Source organism: Dryocola sp. LX212 (genome assembly GCA_041504365.1).
Taxonomy (GTDB): domain Bacteria; phylum Pseudomonadota; class Gammaproteobacteria; order Enterobacterales; family Enterobacteriaceae; genus Dryocola.
On sequence record CP167917.1, the window covers coordinates 2,479,671 to 2,498,639 of the forward strand.

The window sequence follows — 18,969 nt, forward strand, 5'->3', positions numbered from 1 at the left end:
CCGTTGTCGTCCGGCGCCGCATGGACGATAATGGACGGCTTTTTTTGTTTCAGGTCTCATCATGACAGATTATTTGCTGCTCTTTGTTGGTACGGTACTGGTCAATAACTTCGTTCTGGTGAAGTTTCTCGGCCTGTGTCCGTTTATGGGCGTTTCCAAAAAGCTGGAGACGGCCATTGGCATGGGCCTTGCGACCACTTTTGTATTGACGCTGGCCTCTGTCTGCGCCTGGATTATTAACGCCCTAATCCTTATTCCCCTCGACCTGGTCTATTTGCGTACCCTTTCCTTTATTCTGGTTATCGCCGTAGTGGTGCAGTTTACCGAAATGGTGGTGCGTAAAACCAGCCCGGCTCTCTATCGTCTGCTGGGGATCTTTCTGCCGCTCATCACCACTAACTGTGCGGTATTAGGCGTTGCGCTGCTAAACGTGAACCTTGACCACAACTTTCTGCAGTCCGCCCTGTACGGTTTCTCTGCGGCGGTTGGCTTCTCGCTGGTGATGGTGCTGTTCGCCGCAATTCGTGAACGCCTTGTCGTTGCCGACGTTCCTGCCCCCTTTAAAGGCAACGCCATCGCGCTGATTACCGCCGGGCTTATGTCTCTGGCCTTTATGGGCTTTAGCGGGTTGGTGAAGTTCTGATGAGCACCGTCTGGATTGCTGTTATAGCGCTGACCCTGATGGGGCTGCTTTTCGGCCTTATTCTGGGCTACGCCTCCCGCCGCTTCGCGGTGGAAGAAGATCCCATCGTCGAGAAAATCGAGGAACTGCTGCCGCAGAGCCAGTGTGGACAGTGCGGCTACCCCGGATGCCGCCCGTATGCCGAGGCCGTGGGCAACAACGGCGCAAAAATAAATCTTTGTGCACCAGGCGGCGAAGCGGTGATGCAAAAAATTGCCACCCTGCTTAACGTCGAGCCGCAGCCCATTGAAGGCGACGAGTCAGCTCTCGCCCCCGTGCGCATGCTGGCCGTTATCGACGAAGCTAACTGTATCGGCTGTACCAAATGCATCCAGGCCTGCCCGGTAGATGCCATTGTTGGCGCAACGCGCGCGATGCACACCGTGCTGATCGACCTCTGCACCGGCTGCAATCTCTGCGTGGACCCTTGCCCGACAAGCTGTATTGATTTGATCCCTGTCACCACCACAACGGAGAGCTGGAAATGGGATCTCCAGACCATCCCGGTACGTAATATTCCGGTGGAGCAACATGCTTAATTTTTTTAGTCGGTTCAAAAAAGACAAAATCTGGGATTTCGACGGCGGCATCCATCCGCCAGAAATGAAGTCCCAGTCTAACGGTACGCCGCTGCGCCAGGTGCCGCTGCCTGAACGGCTTATCCTCCCCCTGAAGCAGCACATTGGTGCTGAGGGTGAACTGTGTGTAAAAGCCGGTGACCATGTGTTACGCGGACAGCCGCTGACCAAAGGACGCGGCAGAATGCTGCCGGTTCACGCCCCAACCTCCGGCACCGTGATCGCAATTGCTCCGCACTCAACGGCGCACCCTTCTGCGCTGGCAGAAATGAGCGTGATTATTGAAGCGGACGGCGATGATATCTGGTTTGAGCACGACGGCTGGGCGGACTACCGTAGCCGCAGTCATGAAGAACTGATTGACCGCATCCACCAGTACGGCGTGGCCGGTCTGGGCGGCGCAGGCTTCCCGACAGGTAACAAACTGCAGGGTGGCGGCAATAAAATTGAAACGTTAATTATCAATGCCGCCGAGTGCGAGCCGTATATTACGGCGGACGATCGCCTGATGCAGGACTGCGCGGCACAAATCGTCGAAGGCATTCGCATCCTGGCCCACATTCTGCAGCCGCAGCGCGTGCTGATTGGCATCGAAGATAACAAGCCGCAGGCCATCTCGATGATGCGTGCCGTGCTGGTCGGTTCTGACGATATCGAACTGCGGGTGATCCCAACGAAATATCCTTCCGGCGGGGCAAAGCAGCTGACGCAGATCCTGACGGGCAAGCAGGTTCCGCACGGCGGTCGCTCCTCTGACATCGGCGTACTGATGCAGAACGTCGGCACCGCCTTTGCGGTTAAGCGCGCCGTCATCGACGGGGAGCCGCTCACCGAGCGAGTCGTCACGCTGACCGGGGTATCTGTCGCGCAGCCGGGTAACGTCTGGGCGCGTCTTGGTACGCCAGTTCGTCACCTGCTGGAATTCGCGGGGTTCCGGCCTACCCACGACCAGCAGGTCATTATGGGCGGCCCGCTGATGGGCTTCAGCCTGCCGTGGCTGGACGTGCCGGTGGTAAAAATCACCAACTGCCTGCTGGCCCCGTCCGCCGGCGAAATGGGTGAACCGGAGCCGGAGCAAAGCTGCATCCGCTGCAGCGCCTGCGCTGACTCCTGCCCTGCCGACCTGCTGCCGCAGCAGCTGTACTGGTTTAGCAAAGGCCAGCAGCACGACAAGGCCACCGCGCATAATCTTAAAGATTGTATCGAGTGCGGCGCGTGCGCTTATGTCTGTCCCAGCAGCATTCCGTTGGTGCAGTATTTCCGTCAGGAAAAGGCGGAAATACGCGAAATTGAGCTGGAAGCCAGACGTACCGCGGAAGCGAAGGCGAGATTTGAAGCCCGCCAGGCCCGTCTGGCGCGTGAGAAAGCCGCACGCCAGGAGCGCCATAAAAAGTCTGCCGCCCAGCCCTCTGCGAAGGACAGCGACGCTATTCAGGCCGCCCTCGACCGGGTGAAGAGTAAAAAGGCAGCCGGCAACGAGCCGATTATCGTTAAAGCCGGTAGCAAACCGGACAACAGCGAAATGATTGCTGCCCGCGAGGCCCGTAAGGCGCAGGCGCGAGCAAAACAGGCTGAAAAAGCGCAGCAGGTTGATTCGCCGGAAGCGAGCGTAGCGGACCCGCGTAAGGCCGCCGTTGAAGCAGCTATTGCCCGTGCGAAAGCACGTAAAGCGGCACAGGCGACCAGCGAACCCGTAACGGAAGCGCAGCCTGCTGAAGCTGTCGACCCGCGTAAAGCGGCCGTCGAAGCTGCCATTGCCCGTGCGAAAGCACGTAAAGCGGCACAGGCGACCAGCGAATCCGTAACTGAAGCGCAGCCAGCTCAGGCCATCGATCCGCGCAAAGCGGCGGTTGAAGCGGCTATCGCTCGTGCTAAGGCGCGCAAAGCTGCGCAGCAGGCCGAAGCTGAAGAAGCAGCGCCAGCAGAATCCACAGAAGAACAAGACCCAAGAAAAGCAGCTGTTGCCGCGGCCATCGCCCGCGTGCAGGCACGTAAGGCCGCTCAGCAGATGGCGCCAGAGGATTAAATGGTTTTTAAAATCGCAAGCTCTCCCTATACCCACAACCAGCGCAGCACGTCGCGAATCATGCTGCTGGTTACCCTGGCCGCGCTGCCGGGCATCGCCGCGCTGTGCTTCTGGTTTGGCTGGGGTAGCCTGATTCAGATTGCCTTAGGGATCGTCAGCGCGGTGCTGGCGGAAGCGCTGGTTGTTAAGCTACGCAAACAGTCTTACAAACAAACGCTGGGGGACAACTCGGCCGCGCTTACGGGTCTGCTGCTCGGGGCCAGTATCCCCCCGCTCACCCCGTGGTGGCTGATTATCGTCGGCACCGTGTTTGCCATCATCATCGCCAAACAGCTTTACGGCGGCCTGGGGCATAACCCGTTTAACCCGGCGATGGTTGGCTATGTCGTACTGCTGATAGCTTTCCCTGTGCTGATGACGTCCTGGCTACCGCCGCAGTCTATCGCTGCGAACGTGCCGAGCATTACGGATATCCTGCACGTGATTTTCACCGGTACGACAGCCGCGGGCGACACCATGACGCAGCTGCGGCTGGGCATTGACGGCATCAGCCAGGCCACGCCGCTGGACACGTTTAAGACCGGTATCCGCGCAGGTCACGCCGCAGGCGATCTTCTCCAGGAGCCGATTTACGGCGGCGTACTTGCCGGGCTGGGCTGGCAGTGGGTAAACGTGGCGTTTCTGGCTGGCGGCCTGTTCCTGCTGGCGCGCGGCACGATTCGCTGGCATATCCCGGTCAGTTTCCTGCTTGTGCTGGCGCTGTGCGCCACGCTGGGCTGGCTGATTTCCCCCGAGAAGTGCGTTTCCCCGGTTATTCACCTGTTCTCCGGCGCAACCATGTTTGGCGCGTTCTTTATCCTCACCGACCCGGTAACCGCATCAACAACAAACCGTGGCCGTCTGCTATTTGGCGCGCTGGCTGGCCTGCTAGTCTGGCTGATTCGTACCTACGGTGGTTATCCTGATGGCGTGGCTTTCGCCGTACTGCTGGCGAACATCACCGTACCGCTGATTGATTACTACACCCGCCCACGCGTTTACGGCCATCGTTAAGGAGTCGTCATGCTGAAAACTATGCAAAAACATGGCGTAACGCTGGCGATCTTTGCCGCGCTGGCTACCGGCCTGACCGCCGTGGTCAACGAGTTGACCAAACCCACGATCGATCGCCAGGCGGCGATCCAGCAGAAGCTGCTGTTCGATCAGGTATTGCCGTCAGATTTGTACGATAACGACATTCAGAACAGCTGCCTTGTGGTTAATGAGCCCCAGCTCGGCGCGGGTGAGCATCGTATCTACGTAGCTCGCAAAGGAGAGCAGCCCGTCGCCGTAGTGATGGAAGCCACTGCGCCTGACGGCTATTCTGGCGCCATTCAGCTACTGGTTGGTTCGGATTTTCACGGCAAGGTGCTGGGGACGCGAGTCACCCAGCATCATGAAACGCCGGGCCTGGGGGATAAAATCGAACTGCGCCTGAGCAATTGGATCACCCATTTTGCGGATGTCATTATTCACGGCCCGAACGATGCGAGCTTTGCCGTCAAAAAAGATGGCGGCCAGTTCGATCAGTTTACCGGTGCGACCATCACGCCGCGCGCGGTGGTTAACGCAGTGAAACGTGCGGGGCTTTACGCGCAAACGCTGCCGCCGACGCTTGAACAGCTACCTTCATGCGGAGTACAACCATGAGTGAAGTAAAAGATATTCTGGTTCAGGGGCTGTGGAAAAATAACTCCGCCCTTGTGCAGCTGCTGGGCCTTTGCCCGCTGCTCGCGGTCACCTCCACGGCAACTAACGCCCTGGGGCTGGGCCTGGCGACCACGCTGGTCCTGACGCTGACCAATGCCGCCGTCTCTGCCCTGCGCCGCTGGGTGCCGTCGGAAATTCGTATTCCGATCTATGTGATGATCATTGCCTCGGTGGTCAGCACCGTACAGATGCTGATCAATGCCTACGCGTTCGGGCTGTACCAGTCGCTGGGCATTTTCATTCCGCTGATCGTCACCAACTGTATTGTGATTGGTCGCGCAGAAGCCTTTGCCGCAAAAAGCTCGGTGCCGCTGGCAGCGCTTGATGGCTTCGCTATTGGTTTAGGGGCGACCAGCGCAATGTTCGTGCTCGGCTCGCTGCGGGAGATCATCGGCAACGGCACGCTGTTTGACGGCGCTGACGGCCTGCTCGGCAGCTGGGCGAAGGTGCTGCGCATTGAGATATTCCACACCGACACCCCGTTCCTGCTCGCCATGCTGCCGCCGGGCGCTTTTATTGGCCTCGGGCTGATGCTGGCGGTAAAATATCTCATTGATGAGAAAATGAAGGCGCGCCGCGCGGCGAAAAGCGTGGCGGTGGATGCCGAAACCAGGGAAGCGTAATGAATAAGATAAAGCGTCATGAGATCCTGACGCGACTGCGTGATCACAACCCAAATCCGACAACCGAACTCCAGTTCAGCTCCCCTTTCGAACTGCTGATTGCGGTATTGCTTTCCGCGCAGGCTACTGATGTCAGCGTCAACAAAGCGACCGCTAAGCTCTACCCGGTCGCCAATACACCACGGGCGATGCTTGAGCTCGGCGTGGACGGGGTAAAGTCGTACATCAAAACCATTGGCTTGTTTAACAGCAAGGCGGAAAACGTCATTAAGACCTGCCGCATGCTCATTGAACTGCACAGTGGCAAAGTACCTGAAGACCGTGCCGCGCTGGAAGCGCTGCCTGGCGTAGGCCGCAAAACAGCTAACGTCGTGCTCAATACCGCGTTCGGCTGGCCGACCATCGCCGTGGACACCCATATCTTCCGCGTCTGTAACCGCACCCAGTTTGCGCCCGGCAAAAACGTTGAGCTGGTGGAGGAAAAGCTGCTTAAGGTTGTTCCGTCAGAGTTTAAAGTTGACTGCCACCATTGGCTGATTCTGCACGGACGCTATACCTGCGTTGCCCGCAAGCCGCGCTGTGGCTCGTGCATCATCGAAGACCTTTGTGAATATAAAGACAAAGTAGATATTTAGCTCCCCCGCCCTGTGGATTTCTCTGCGGGGCTGCCTTTCTTAACATTGTGCCCACCGACAAAAGCCGAATCTTCAGCTTTTCACACCATTATTTTCCTTTAACAGCTTTACAACATATTGATGATAATCGCCTGAGCAGGTTAATCGTTTTTTTTCGATGAGAATTTTCTATAAATATGTGACACAGATCACTTTGATAACACAACGTTAAATTTAGGTCATTTTTTTGTCACCAAAGCCCGGCAATCGTTATTGGCGTGCGATCTGAATCAATACATTACGCTGGCTAAAACTTCTGAGCTGGCCTTTATCGCTGCTTAATCGCTTTTTTAGCAGAACATATCCCTGAAATGCCCCGCAAAACGTAACGGGAGAGATTTTAAATGGGTAAAGTGACATTTATTAAAATTTAACGCTGAATAACATTTCATTCTCAGTAGCATTATTCCACCGCAGTTATATGTAACTGAATATTACAAAACACTTGCCTGAAGGCGCAGGATAGTGAACATTACCCGCCGTTTCCCCTTCCATAATAACAATAAAGTGACTGCCACAGGCCTTCACGCTTATAAGACTCCTGTTAAAGTGGGATGTAAAAAAAGAGGTATATGTGTCGACTGCAAACAATAAACCAGCAGAAAGCGTTAGTCTGAACGCTTTCAAACAACCTAAATCGTTCTACCTGATCTTTTCTATTGAGCTATGGGAACGTTTTGGTTACTACGGCCTGCAAGGGATCATGGCCGTCTACCTGGTTAAACAACTGGGTATGTCAGAAGCGGATTCTATTACACTGTTCTCCTCTTTCAGCGCACTGGTTTTTGGCCTCGTTGCCGTCGGCGGCTGGCTGGGTGATAAAGTGCTCGGCACCAAACGCGTCATTATGCTGGGGACCATCGTTCTGGCTCTCGGCTATGGACTCGTCGCCTATTCCGGCCATGACGCTGCAATCGTCTTTATGGGTATGGCGACTATCGCCGTCGGTAACGGCCTGTTTAAGGCTAACCCGTCCGCACTGCTCTCTACCTGTTATGATAAAGATGATCCGCGTCTTGATGGCGCCTTCACTATGTATTACATGGCCATCAATATCGGCTCCTTCTTCTCCATGCTCGCCACCCCGTGGCTGGCCGCGAAGTTTGGCTGGAGCGTTGCTTTCTCGCTGAGCTTCGTCGGCATGCTGATCACCCTGGTGAACTTCATGTTCTGCAAGCGCTGGGTTAAAGATTACGGATCTAAGCCTGACTTCTTACCGGTTCACTTCGGTAAACTGTTTGCCACCATCATCGGCGTTGTCGTGCTGATCGTTATCGCAACCTGGCTGTTGCACAACCAGAGCGTTGCTCGAGGCGTTCTGGGCCTGGTCGCCCTGGGTATTGTGATTATCTTCGCCAAAGAAGCGATTGCCATGAAAGGCGCAGCGCGTCGTAAGATGATCGTTGCCTTCATTCTGATGCTCGAAGCGATTGTCTTCTTCGTGCTCTACAGCCAGATGCCAACATCCCTGAACTTCTTTGCGATTCGTAACGTTGAGCACGCTATTTTAGGCATCACGTTCCAGCCAGAGCAGTTCCAGGCGCTGAACCCGTTCTGGATCATGATTGGTAGCCCGATTCTGGCCGCTATTTATAACAAGATGGGCGACCGCCTGCCGATGCCGCACAAGTTCGCTATTGGTATGGTGCTGTGCTCCTTCGCCTTCCTTGTGCTGCCGCTGGGTGCGAAGTTCGCAACTGATGCGGGTATCGTGTCCGTTAACTGGCTGATTCTGAGCTACGCGCTGCAGAGTACCGGTGAACTGATGATTTCTGGTCTGGGCCTCGCAATGGTTGCACAGCTGGTGCCACAGCGCCTGATGGGCTTCATCATGGGTAGCTGGTTCCTGACTACCGCGGGTGCGGCACTTATCGCCGGTAAAGTTGCTAATCTGATGGCCGTACCGGACGACGTGACCGATCCGCTGCAGTCCCTGCATGTCTACGGTCACGTGTTCATGCAGATTGGTATCGCCACCGGCGTTATCGCCCTGCTGATGATCGTTATCGCGCCAAAACTGAACCGTATGACCCAGTCAGATGCTACTGACGCGGCATCCGAGAAAGCCACCGCGTAATATAGCGGGAAACACTGAATTTTCAGCCGTTAGCTTTTCGCTAACGGCTTTTTTTTTGCCTGCAGGAGCACTACCATAAGGAATCTTAGCGCCCTAAAGGAGTTCAGTAATGAAACTGTATTATAAGCCAGGTGCCTGTTCCTTCTCTCCCCACATCATCCTGCGTGAAACCGGGCTGGATTTCTCCCTTATCAAAGTTGATTTAGCCACCAAGCGCACCGAAGCCGGTGACGACTACTTTGAGGTGAACCCAAAAGGCCAGGTCCCTGCGCTGCTGATGGACGACGGCTCGCTGCTCACCGAGGGCGTGGCCATCGTGCAGTATCTGGCAGACAAAGTGCCGGACCGCCAGCTTCTGGCCCCTGCGGGCAGCATGACGCGCTACCACACGCTTGAGTGGCTGAACTACATTGCCACCGAGTTGCACAAGGGCTTCAGCCCGCTGTTCAATCCGGCTACTCCTGATGAGTTCAAAACCGTCACCCGCCAGGCGCTGGAGAAGAAGTTTAAATACGTTAACGAAGAGCTGAACGACAAGCAGTGGCTGATGGGCCTGCGCTTTACCGTGGCGGACGCCTATCTGTTTACCGTGCTGCGCTGGGCGCAGGCACTGAAGCTGGATCTGAACGGTCTGAGCAATATCGAAGCGTTTATGGAGCGCATGAAGGCGCGTCCGGCCGTCGAAGCGGCAATGACGGCAGAAGGGATTTAAAAACAAAAACGCCCTCAGCGCAGAGGACGTTTCACAGCAGAGGCGAGGACGCTCAGTCTCTCGCCTTTTTTATGGCTTACTTCCAGCAGACGAGGCAGTAATTCTTCTTACCGCGACGCAGCAGGGTGTAGCGATTGAACAGAATATCGCCTTCAGCAAAGGTGTATTCCGGGTCGGACTGCTTCTCACCGTTAATGGTGATGGCGTTCTGCGCGATGGTCTTGCGCGCCTGGCCGCGGGATGGCTGTAGCTCAGAGTCCACCAGCGCCTGCTGCAGATCTGCACCGCGCTCCATTTCTACCATGGGAACACCGTCCTGCGCCAGCTGCGCGAAGTCTGCTTCCGTCAGATCGCTCAGGTTACCGTTGAACAGGCTGCTTGTGATGCGCTTAGCGGCCACCAGCCCCTCTTCACCGTGCACCAGACGGGTCACCTGCTCTGCAAGCACGTACTGGGCACGAGGTGCCGCACCGCTGTTCTTGTCTTCTTCTTCCAGCGCATCGATCTCTTCGAGGCTCATAAAGGTGAAGAACTTCAGGAAGCGGTAAACGTCCGAGTCTGCGGTGTTGATCCAGAACTGGTAGAACTTGTATGGGCTGGTTTTCTTCGGATCCAGCCATACCGCGCCGCCTTCAGTTTTACCGAATTTAGTCCCGTCAGACTTGGTGATGAGCGGCACGGTCAGACCGAAGGCCTGCTGCTGGTGCAGACGACGGGTCAGATCGATACCGGAGGTGATATTGCCCCACTGATCCGAACCGCCGATTTGCAGCACAACGCCGTGCAGCTTGTTCAGACAGGCGAAGTCATAGCCCTGCAGCAGGTTGTAGGAGAACTCAGTAAAGGAGATGCCCACGTCGTCACGGTTCAGACGCTGTTTTACCGCTTCTTTGTTAATCATCTGGTTAACAGAGAAGTGTTTACCGATGTCGCGCAGGAAGGTCAGCACGTTCATGCCGCCAAACCAGTCGTAGTTGTTAGCCGCAATCGCTGAATTTTCACCGCAGTCAAAATCGAGGAAAGGTGCAACCTGACGGCGAATTTTTTCCACCCACTCGTGAACGGTATCTTCTGTGTTCAGCTTACGCTCAACGGCCTTAAAGCTCGGGTCGCCAATCAGACCCGTCGCGCCGCCAACCAGAGCTACGGGCTTATGGCCGGCTTCCTGGAAACGTTTCAGACACAGCAGCGGAACCAGATGGCCCAAATGCAAGCTGTCGGCGGTAGGATCGAAGCCGCAATAGAGCGCGATTGGCCCCTGCGCCAGGCGCTGCGCTAACGCTTCCTCGTCCGTGACCTGAGCCACCAGGCCCCGCTCTTGCAATTGTTTTATCAAATTGATGCTTGCCATCAAATTCTCCATGTATATACGACTGCACCTTTGCTGGTACACAGCTCTTCGCCTCGTGGCGAATGGGTTCATTTCTTAGGGGGCATAGAATAAAACGCCAGCCCACGGAGTGCCAGCGCTTAACGTAATAAATCGCCGGTGTTACGGGGCCAGGCGGTCAATTTTCCAGGCATCGCCTTCGCGCTGGTACAAAAAGCGATCGTGCAGGCGGTGTTCGCCACCCTGCCAGAATTCCATCTGGTCAAATGTGACGCGATAGCCGCCCCAGAAACTCGGCAGCGGCACTTCGCCCTGCTGGAATTTTTGCTTCAGCTCAAGGAACTTACTTTCGAGGATGCCGCGCGCGGAAATACGGCTGGACTGCTTAGAGACCCAGGCGCCAATCTGGCTGTCACGCGGGCGGCTGTGGAAGTATTTCATCACTTCGAGCGTGGACAGGCGTTCTGCCGTCCCCTGCACCATCACCTGGCGGTCCAGCATATGCCATGGGAAGTGGAGGCTGATACGCGGGTTCTGCTCCAGATGGTGTGCTTTACGCGAGCCGAGATTGGTGTAGAACACCATGCCGCACTCGTCGAAATGTTTAAGCAGGACAATGCGTTGATACGGCTGACCGTTTTCATCCACCGTCGCCACAACCATCGCAGTTGGGTCGGCCAGTTTCGCATCGCAGGCCTGGGCAAGCCAGCGTTCAAACAGGTCGAGGGGATTATCGGTAAGATCGCTGCGGCGCAGGCCACCTTTAGTGTATTCACGGCGCAGATGGGCAATCTGTTGCAGAGAGTCGTTATCAGACATGGCGTTAGGTCAGGTTATCATCAGGTGGGGCTATTGTGCGCCCCACCCTCAGAAATCTCAACTTTTCGGATTTTGCAGCTGGCAGTTATTCAGCACGATACTGTCTTTGCGGTAGACCGTGGCAGAGTCGCCCTTAGACCAGAAAACATAGACACCGTCGGTATAACGGGTGCCCGAAGCCGACAGGCCCTGGGTCAATGAAAGATAATCATTCTCATAGACGAAGTTAACCATTTGCTTCTGGTTATTGAGCTTCACGGTCAGCGGCTTTTCATCGCACTGGTACTGCAGCGTGTCGGTTTGCATCCGTTCAACGAAGGAGTTGTAGTAGCTACAGCCGGCAAGCAGCATAGGAACAGCGGCAATAAGTAGTTTTTTCATCAGCGTATCCTGGCGATCTTCTTATCCCTGGAGGGCAGGCCACCCTCCATTATCGTCTTAAGTGTAAAGAGTCGGGACAGAAGTTAATTTCAGTTAACTCTGATTATGCAACGGATTTGCAGGGAATATGGCACCGATAATGCTGGCCTCTGAGGCGCCGGTCACCGACGGGAGGTTACCCGGCAGGCCGGAGACGGTACGACAGGCAAGCCACGCGAACGCCAGCGCTTCCATATCGTCACCGCTGATCCCTGCTTCGTCAGTGGTACCCACTTCGATTCCCGGCAGTAACCCTGCCAGACGCGCCATTAGCAGCGGGTTGCGGCTACCGCCGCCGCAAACCATTACTCTTTCACCCCCACCGCTCAACAACACCTGTTCGGCAATAGTTACCGCAGTCAGTTCGGTGATCGTCGCCTGCACGTCTTCCGGCGCAATGCCCGGGAAAGCGGCCAGCTGGCGCTCTAACCAGCTATAGTTGAAGTATTCACGTCCCGTACTTTTCGGCGCCGGGGCGGCAAAATAAGGGTCGCTGAGCATCTGCTGAAGCAGCGGTAAAATTACTTTGCCGCTGCTCGCCCATGCGGCGTCTTTATCGTAGGGCTTACCTTTCTGTCGCCAGATCCAGGCATCCATCAGCATGTTGCCTGGGCCTGTGTCATATCCTTTAACCGGCTGGTCAGGGATAAGCAAAGAAAGATTCGCAATCCCGCCAATGTTCAGCACCATCCGACGTTCAGTGGGGTGTGCCAGCAACGCGTGGTGAAAAGCAGGAACTAAAGGCGCACCCTGACCGCCCAGGGCCATATCCCGACGGCGAAAATCTCCCACCACGGTGATGCCCGTTCGCGCAACAATATGGTTGTTATCGCCGATTTGCATCGTGTGGGGCGCCTCTCCGTGCGGCTCGTGCCAGACTGTCTGACCATGACAGCCGATGGCCACCACGTCGGCGTGCGTCAGGCCCTGCTCGTTCATCAAAGCTTGTACCGCCTCGGCGAAAAGCTTTCCCAGACGATGGTCAAGCTGGCCCAGCTGTGAGAGCGTCAGCTGCTGCCCCTGGCAAACAGCCAGAATCGCATTTTTTAGTTCAAGGGGGATGGGATGACTATGGTTAGCAAGCTGAACGACAAGATTTTCATCAATAGCCGCTAATACAACATCTATGCCGTCGAGGCTGGTGCCCGACATCACGCCGATATAACGACCAGATTTCATCTCTTACTCCTGTAAAAACTTACGGATTATCCGAGTACTCCACCACAAACGCCGGGACAGTACGATCAATTATTAATACTTTTTAACAAGTTCGCGAGCGGCGCATCCTCTGCCCACGCCTTAACCCTAAGCTTGACGCCGTTTATTCCCGGTTGATGACGACTCATTTATTATTTTTGCCTTCAGCGTTTTGAACTAATCTAAAATTCAGCATCTAAATACCTTATAATTTACCCATTATGGATGCTCACATGGGCGTTGTTGAAACAGGAGATTCTCAAATGATTTCACGTGTACTGGTTGTTTCGTTGGTCGGACTTACGCTGGCAGGCTGTGTTAATGACAGTTCACTTTCCGGGGACGTTTACAGCGCCTCAGAAGCGAAGCAGGTCCAGAGCGTCACTTACGGCACGCTCGTCTCGGTTCGTCCGGTACAGATTCAGGGTGGCGATGACAAAAACGTGATGGGTGCAATCGGCGGGGCCGTGCTGGGTGGCTTCCTGGGTAATACCGTTGGCGGCGGCACCGGTCGTTCCCTTGCAACCGCAGCGGGTGCCGTTGCCGGTGGCGTAGCGGGCCAGGGCGTTCAGGGTGCAATGAATAAGACGCAGGGCGTAGAGCTGGAAATTCGTAAAGATGACGGCAACACCATTCTGGTGGTCCAGAAACAGGGCAGCACTCAATACTCCCCGGGGCAGCGCGTAATGATTGCCAGCAACGGCAGCCAGACGACCGTCTCCCCACGCTAGTTAGCAAAAAAAGAGGCCTGAATGATTCAGGCCTCTTTTTTATTGGGCAGCAAACGCCGGTTCAATCCTGCGCCTGGAGCTCAATAATATTTTGTTCAAGACGGGCAACCAGTTTGATCAGCAGGGTTAGCTCCTCGTCGCTGATCCCCGATAAAATTTCGCCGCGCGTATGGTTAATCACCGCTTCCATTTCGGTGATAATCGGCGTGGCACGGTCGGTCAGTTTAATACGCTTTGCACGTCGGTCGCTTGCGCAAGTTTGACGGGAGATTAATCCCTTCTCCTCCAGCTGATCCAGCGTGCGGACCAGTGAGGGTTGCTCGATGCCAATCGCTTTGGCCAGCTGAATCTGTGACTGCTCGGGCGGAAGCTGATGAATGTTATGCAGCGTCACCCAGTGTGTCTGTGTCAATTCCAGAGGTTTCAGGCGATGGTCAATCAGAGCACGCCAAATACGCACCAAGCGGGCCAGATCTGATCCTAGTGGCGATTCCAATTTCATCTCCTTATAATTAGCTTGCTAAGTTATTATACTGATTTTAGACTATTGTGCAGGCTTTGAATTAAAAAACAAATTCCTTACTTCCGCTGATGTTAGGTAACCATCTACACTTTAATATTACAGCGAAGTCCGGGAAAACGGCAGCAGTCCCCGATATATTAAAGGATTATTCGACGTGAGCTTCACTTTTTCCGCATCAGGCCTGGCGCTTCAGGACTTAATTGTTGGCGCGTCCATCTACTTTCCTCCCCTGTTTAAACCTGTGCTGCTGGGCTTTTTCTTCTGGCTTATCCTTCACCGTTTGTTACGCGACTGGATGTATTCCGGCGAAATCTGGCATCCGACCCTGATGGATTTGTCGCTATTTTCCCTGTCGGTAAGCGCGGCGTTTGTCATCCTGGCTATGTGGTAAGCAGATGAATTTAAAAACATTGAAGTACTTCTCAACCCTCGTTGTTTTCGCGGCAGCCGTTGTGGCCGGATGGCTGCTCTGGAATTATTACATGCAGTCTCCGTGGACGCGGGACGGCAAGGTGCGCGCCGAGCAGGTCAGCATCACACCCCAGGTTTCCGGAACCATTACGCACCTGAACGTTGTCGATAACCAGTTTGTCAAAGCGGGTTCGGTGCTGTTCACGCTGGACGTCACGCCCTATCAGATTGCCGAACTTAACGCCGAAGCGCAGCTTGCCCAGTCGCAGTCCACGCTCTCCAAAGCGAATAACGAAGCCAATCGCCGCCGCCATCTGCCAAAAAATTACATTTCCGCCGAGGATATGGACACGGCGAACATCAATGTGAAGGCCGCCGAGGCCGCCGTTAAAGCCGCGCAGGCCACGCTTAAGCAGGCGCAATGGCAGCTTAGCCAGACCACGGTAACCGCCCCGGTTGACGGCTGGGTCACCAATCTCTCTACTCGGACGGGCAACTACGCGTCCACGGGCCAGCCGGTCTTCGCCCTCGTGGACAGCCACTCTTTCTACGTGGTGGGCTATTTCGAAGAGACGAAGCTCAGGCATATCCGGCCCGGCAACCCGGCAAATATCGTTTTATACAGCGGCCACCAGCCGCTGTCGGGCAAAGTTGAAAGCATCGGGCGGGCGATTTACGACCAGAGCATAGAGAGCGAGAGCGATCTCGTGCCGGATATCAAACCCAACGTGCCGTGGGTACGGCTGGCGCAGCGAGTGCCCGTCCGTATCAGGCTGGATGCTGTGCCGCAGGGCGTGACGCTGGTTTCCGGTACCACCTGTACCGTCACTATTACGCAATGAGCCGGAGATGAAATTAAGCCGGCTTGAGTGGCATAACACCCCGTGGGGCAAAGCATCCGGCGGGCAGTGGCGCTACGCCCTGCGCAACGCTATTGCGATGTGTCTCGCACTCACCATTGCCTACTGCCTTGATTTAGACGAACCGTACTGGGCAATGACCTCTGCGGCGGTAGTCAGTTTCCCTACCGTTGGCGGCGTGGTCAGTAAAAGCCTGGGGCGCATCGCCGGAAGCCTGATAGGCGCGACGGCAGCACTGATTATTGCCGGTAATACCCTTAACGATCCGTGGCTGTTTACGTTTTCAATGGCCGCCTGGCTTGCGCTCTGCACCTGGGTCTCCAGCCATTTCCAGAACAATGCGGCCTACGCGTTTATGCTGGCGGGCTACACGGCGGCCATTATCGCCTTTCCGATGATTGATACCGTGGAAACCACCCAGCTGTGGGATATCGCTCAGGCCCGCGTCTGCGAAGTTATCGTCGGGATTTTATGCGGCGGCTTTATGATGATGGTGCTGCCCAGCACATCGGACGGCACCACGCTCATAACGGCCCTGAAAACGATGCACGCCCGCCTGCTTGAACACGCAAGCCTGCTGTGGAAGCCGGAAACTACCGATGAAATCCGCACCGCCCACGAAGGGGTGATCGGCCAGATCCTGACCATGAACCTGCTGCGCATTCAGGCCTTCTGGAGCCATTACCGCTTCCGGCGCCAGAACAACCTGCTCAACTATTTGCTGCACCAGCAGCTGCGCCTGACCAGCGTAATTTCCGGCCTGCGCCGCATGCTGGTGAACTGGTCAAACCCGCCCGAACGTTTGTGGCCGCTGCTGGATGCGCTACTGAAGGAGCTCGCCCGCCCGGAAACCCATAAGTACCAGGTTGCGCGCCTTCTCCAACAGCTTGCGCCGGGGGCAGACGACGACTATCGCCACCATGCATTCTGGCACCGCCTGCGCTATTTCTGCTGGCTGTACCTCGACAGCAGCCGCTGGCTGCGCGAGCTGGAGAACGCCACGCCCGTGTCGGTCATAACCCCTCCCAAAACGCCCTCCCTTGCCCGCCATACGGACAGCGCAGAAGCAAGCTGGAGCGCACTGCGTACTTTCTGCGTCATCATAGTGACGGGGGCGTGGAGCATCGGAACACAGTGGGATGCCGCAAGCGGAGCGTTATCCCTCGCGGCCATCAGCTGCGTGCTTTATTCCTCGGTCGCCTCCCCGCTGGGCTCGCTGACGCTGCTGATGCGCACCCTGCTCTGGCTGTCGCTGTTCAGCTTCCTGGTGAAGTTCGGGCTGATGGTACAGATAACCGACCTCTGGCAGTTCCTGATTTTCCTGTTCCCGCTGCTGGCAACGATGCAGCTGCTCAAACTTCAGCAGCCTAAGCTCGCGGGTCTCTGGGGCCAGCTAATCGTGTTTATGGGATCGTTTATCGCCGTTACCAATCCGCCGGTTTACGACTTTGGCGGTTTCCTGAACGATAACCTCGCCAAGGTCATCGGCGTGGGGCTGTCGTGGGTTGCATTCTCCGTTCTGCGACCAAGCTCTGACACGCGCAAAAGCCGCCGTCATATTCGTTCGCTACGCCGCGGGTTCATCGATCAGCTGAGCCGCAGGCCGCAGCGTAATGAAAATCAGTTTGAATCCCTCGTTTATCACCACATCAGCCAGTTAAGCAACAGCAAAGATGAAACGGCAAGGCGTTGGCTGCTGCGCTGGGGGGTAGTGCTGCTGAACTGTTCGCACGTTGTTTGGCAGCTTCGCGGCTGGGAAACGCGGTCAGATCCGCTGTCTAACGTGCGGGACGTCTGCATTCATACGCTACGGGATGTCATGAGTGAACGTGGCGTGCAGCAGCGTCCGCTGGGCGAGGCGCTGAGGGAACTACAAAGGATTTGCGATACGCTTGCCCACCACCACACTCCTGCGGCGCGGGATTTGGCGGGGATCATCTGGCGGCTGAACTGCTCCCTCTCACAGCTGGAACAAGCGCCGCCTGTCGGTACGCTGACAGGCAGCAGCTGAGCTACTTAATCACGCCGCAGGCGTAACGTGCGCCGCCACCGCCTAACGGTTTGGGCTGATCGGACATATTATCGCCGTCCACGTGGATCATCAGGGCTTTGCCTTTCACGTCATCAAGCTTTTTCAGGCGCGGTGCCGTGACGGGCTCTGTTGCCTTGCCGTCATTGTTCACCACCAGCACGGGTAAATCCCCGAGGTGCCCCACGCCTTCCGGCCCCCTATGCTTGCCTGTGTTGTCCGGATCAAGGTGGCCGCCCGCCGCCTCGGCGGCTGAAGGTTTGCCCTCTTTCATGGCTGGCTCGCAGGTGCCTTTGGCGTGAACATGGAAACCATGTTCACCGGGCGGGAGCGTACGCAAGTCAGGGGCGAACTCGAGCCCCTTATCTGTTTCGTTGATGGTGACAGCGCCAAGAGAGTGGCCGATGCCCTGCGGCGTGACGAGATTCATTTCAACTTTTTCGCTTGCCGCCTGGGCTGCACCGCAGGTCAACATTGCGAATAATGCGAGACTCAAACGCTTCATCATTACCTCCTGTATCTATTTTGCCCAGTAAAGGTTAGGCAGAATATCGCCAGGAGGCAATTAATACGGCTTATGGCACGTCGTAACCCAGCGCGGCTTTGCGAATGCGGAACCACTGCTGACGGTTCATGTCCAGCGACAGGGAGTGGATGGCGGAGCGGACGCGCTCAATTTTACCCGAGCCGATTATTGGCAGCGGCCTGGACGGCAGGCGCATCACCCACGCATAAACAACCTGTTCAATCGTCTGCGCGCCGATTTCGTCGGCCACCGCCTGCAGCTCATCACGCAGGGGCTGAAAGGCTTCATCATTAAACAGGCTGCCGCCACCGAGGCAGGACCACGCCATCGGGCGGATACGCAGCTGCTGGCACTGATCGAGGGTGCCATCCAGAATGGCAGGCTGATGGACCGGTGAAATCTCTACCTGGTTAGTTGCCAGCGTAAACGGCAGGCGCGACTGCAGGAGCGCAAACTGGGCCGGAGTGAAGTTCGACACGCCGAAGTGGCGGACTTTGCCGCTCTTATGCAGGTCGGTGAAAGCTTCAGCGACTTCATCCGCGTCCATCAGCGGATCCGGGCGATGGATCAGCAGCAGATCGAGATAGTCGGTGGCAAGCTTCTGCAGCGAGGCTTCGGCGCTGCTGATGATGTGGCTGCGATCGGTAATGTAATGGCCAAGCGCGTGGTCGGGATTCGCGGTAGTGGCGATACCGCATTTCGTGACAATCTCCATTTTTTCGCGCAGATGCGGCACCAGGCGCATTGCGTCGCCGAAGGCTGCTTCACAGGCGTAGCCGCCGTAAATATCGGCGTGGTCGGCGGTGGTGATCCCCAGTTCAACATGCTCTTCAATAAAACTGGCCAGCTGGCGCGGAGACATATTCCACTCCATCAGACGCCAGTACCCCACCACCAGGCGTGAAAACTCGGGTCCCTGCGGGGAAATTGTAATGCGCTGTACCATAAAGCATGACCTCAGTTTTGGAAGAATTCTGCGCCGAAGTATAGCGGGGATAAACG

20 protein-coding genes are annotated in these 18,969 nt (G+C 56.0%); 13 read left to right on the forward strand and 7 right to left on the reverse strand.

Translation table 11 applies throughout. The features are described 5' to 3' along the window. Window positions 1-61 precede the first annotated feature (61 nt). From rsxA to gstA, 9 genes are all read left to right on the forward strand, one after another. Window positions 62-643, forward strand: a complete 582-nt coding sequence (gene rsxA, locus ACA108_11835; GenBank protein ID XEX94109.1) for an electron transport complex subunit RsxA — start codon at window positions 62-64, stop codon at window positions 641-643. After that, complete coding sequence (gene rsxB / locus ACA108_11840; GenBank protein ID XEX94110.1) at window positions 643-1,221, forward strand: electron transport complex subunit RsxB; 579 nt, start codon at window positions 643-645, stop codon at window positions 1,219-1,221. Before rsxA ends, rsxB begins: the two co-directional genes overlap by 1 nt. Further along, entirely contained in the window at window positions 1,214-3,286 is a 2,073-nt protein-coding gene (rsxC, locus tag ACA108_11845; GenBank protein ID XEX94111.1) for an electron transport complex subunit RsxC, read from the forward strand. The genes rsxB and rsxC overlap by 8 nt, the downstream gene beginning before the upstream one ends. Then, complete coding sequence (rsxD, locus tag ACA108_11850) at window positions 3,287-4,339, forward strand: electron transport complex subunit RsxD (protein ID XEX94112.1); 1,053 nt, start codon at window positions 3,287-3,289, stop codon at window positions 4,337-4,339. A gap of 9 nt (window positions 4,340-4,348) precedes the next feature. Next, a complete protein-coding gene (rsxG, locus tag ACA108_11855; protein XEX94113.1) occupies window positions 4,349-4,975 on the forward strand; it encodes an electron transport complex subunit RsxG in 627 nt (208 codons plus the stop codon). Further along, a complete protein-coding gene (locus ACA108_11860; GenBank protein ID XEX94114.1) occupies window positions 4,972-5,658 on the forward strand; it encodes an electron transport complex subunit E in 687 nt (228 codons plus the stop codon). The genes rsxG and ACA108_11860 overlap by 4 nt, the downstream gene beginning before the upstream one ends. Next, the gene (gene nth, locus ACA108_11865) at window positions 5,658-6,293 is read left to right on the forward strand and encodes an endonuclease III (GenBank protein ID XEX94115.1); all 636 of its coding nucleotides are present in this window, start codon (window positions 5,658-5,660) and stop codon (window positions 6,291-6,293) included. The genes ACA108_11860 and nth overlap by 1 nt, the downstream gene beginning before the upstream one ends. 613 nt (window positions 6,294-6,906) lie before the next feature. Continuing rightward, window positions 6,907-8,409, forward strand: a complete 1,503-nt coding sequence (gene dtpA, locus ACA108_11870; protein ID XEX94116.1) for a dipeptide/tripeptide permease DtpA — start codon at window positions 6,907-6,909, stop codon at window positions 8,407-8,409. A 109-nt stretch (window positions 8,410-8,518) separates the two neighbouring features. Then, entirely contained in the window at window positions 8,519-9,121 is a 603-nt protein-coding gene (gstA, locus tag ACA108_11875; protein XEX94117.1) for a glutathione transferase GstA, read from the forward strand. A gap of 76 nt (window positions 9,122-9,197) precedes the next feature. Here the strand turns inward: gstA and tyrS are convergent, their stop codons facing one another. The 4 genes from tyrS to anmK form a co-directional block, all read right to left on the reverse strand. Then, on the reverse strand, window positions 9,198-10,472 hold the full coding sequence (gene tyrS / locus ACA108_11880; GenBank protein XEX94118.1) for a tyrosine--tRNA ligase: 1,275 nt from the start codon (window positions 10,470-10,472) through the stop codon (window positions 9,198-9,200). 141 nt (window positions 10,473-10,613) lie between these two features. After that, the gene (pdxH, locus tag ACA108_11885; protein XEX94119.1) at window positions 10,614-11,270 is read right to left on the reverse strand and encodes a pyridoxamine 5'-phosphate oxidase; all 657 of its coding nucleotides are present in this window, start codon (window positions 11,268-11,270) and stop codon (window positions 10,614-10,616) included. A 57-nt stretch (window positions 11,271-11,327) separates the two neighbouring features. After that, complete coding sequence (gene mliC / locus ACA108_11890; GenBank protein ID XEX94120.1) at window positions 11,328-11,651, reverse strand: C-type lysozyme inhibitor; 324 nt, start codon at window positions 11,649-11,651, stop codon at window positions 11,328-11,330. A gap of 93 nt (window positions 11,652-11,744) precedes the next feature. Further along, window positions 11,745-12,869 (reverse strand): anhydro-N-acetylmuramic acid kinase, encoded by a 1,125-nt coding sequence (gene anmK, locus ACA108_11895; GenBank protein XEX94121.1) that lies wholly within the window; start codon window positions 12,867-12,869, stop codon window positions 11,745-11,747. 281 nt (window positions 12,870-13,150) lie between these two features. Here anmK and slyB point away from each other — a divergent pair, with 281 nt between their 5' ends. Next, on the forward strand, window positions 13,151-13,618 hold the full coding sequence (slyB, locus tag ACA108_11900) for an outer membrane lipoprotein SlyB (GenBank protein ID XEX94122.1): 468 nt from the start codon (window positions 13,151-13,153) through the stop codon (window positions 13,616-13,618). Window positions 13,619-13,679: 61 nt separating this feature from the next. Here the strand turns inward: slyB and slyA are convergent, their stop codons facing one another. Beyond that, on the reverse strand, window positions 13,680-14,120 hold the full coding sequence (gene slyA, locus ACA108_11905) for a transcriptional regulator SlyA (protein XEX94123.1): 441 nt from the start codon (window positions 14,118-14,120) through the stop codon (window positions 13,680-13,682). A gap of 175 nt (window positions 14,121-14,295) precedes the next feature. On the opposite strand from slyA, the gene ACA108_11910 reads away from it, so the two are divergent. Genes ACA108_11910 through ACA108_11920 form a run of 3 tightly spaced genes read left to right on the forward strand, consistent with a single transcriptional unit; the run spans window position 14,296 to window position 17,423 of the window. Further along, entirely contained in the window at window positions 14,296-14,532 is a 237-nt protein-coding gene (locus ACA108_11910) for a DUF1656 domain-containing protein (protein ID XEX94124.1), read from the forward strand. A 4-nt stretch (window positions 14,533-14,536) separates the two neighbouring features. Continuing rightward, window positions 14,537-15,394 carry an efflux RND transporter periplasmic adaptor subunit gene (locus ACA108_11915; GenBank protein XEX94125.1) on the forward strand — a complete coding sequence of 286 codons (858 nt, stop codon included), beginning with the start codon at window positions 14,537-14,539 and terminating at the stop codon, window positions 15,392-15,394. A 7-nt stretch (window positions 15,395-15,401) separates the two neighbouring features. Further along, on the forward strand, window positions 15,402-17,423 hold the full coding sequence (locus ACA108_11920) for an FUSC family protein (protein XEX94126.1): 2,022 nt from the start codon (window positions 15,402-15,404) through the stop codon (window positions 17,421-17,423). Window position 17,424: 1 nt separating this feature from the next. On the opposite strand, the gene sodC is transcribed toward ACA108_11920, so the two are convergent. Next, entirely contained in the window at window positions 17,425-17,946 is a 522-nt protein-coding gene (sodC, locus tag ACA108_11925) for a superoxide dismutase [Cu-Zn] SodC (GenBank protein XEX98088.1), read from the reverse strand. A gap of 70 nt (window positions 17,947-18,016) precedes the next feature. Then, window positions 18,017-18,913, reverse strand: coding sequence for an aldo/keto reductase family oxidoreductase (locus tag ACA108_11930; protein ID XEX94127.1), 897 nt, complete (start codon window positions 18,911-18,913; stop codon window positions 18,017-18,019). Window positions 18,914-18,969: the final 56 nt, after the last annotated feature.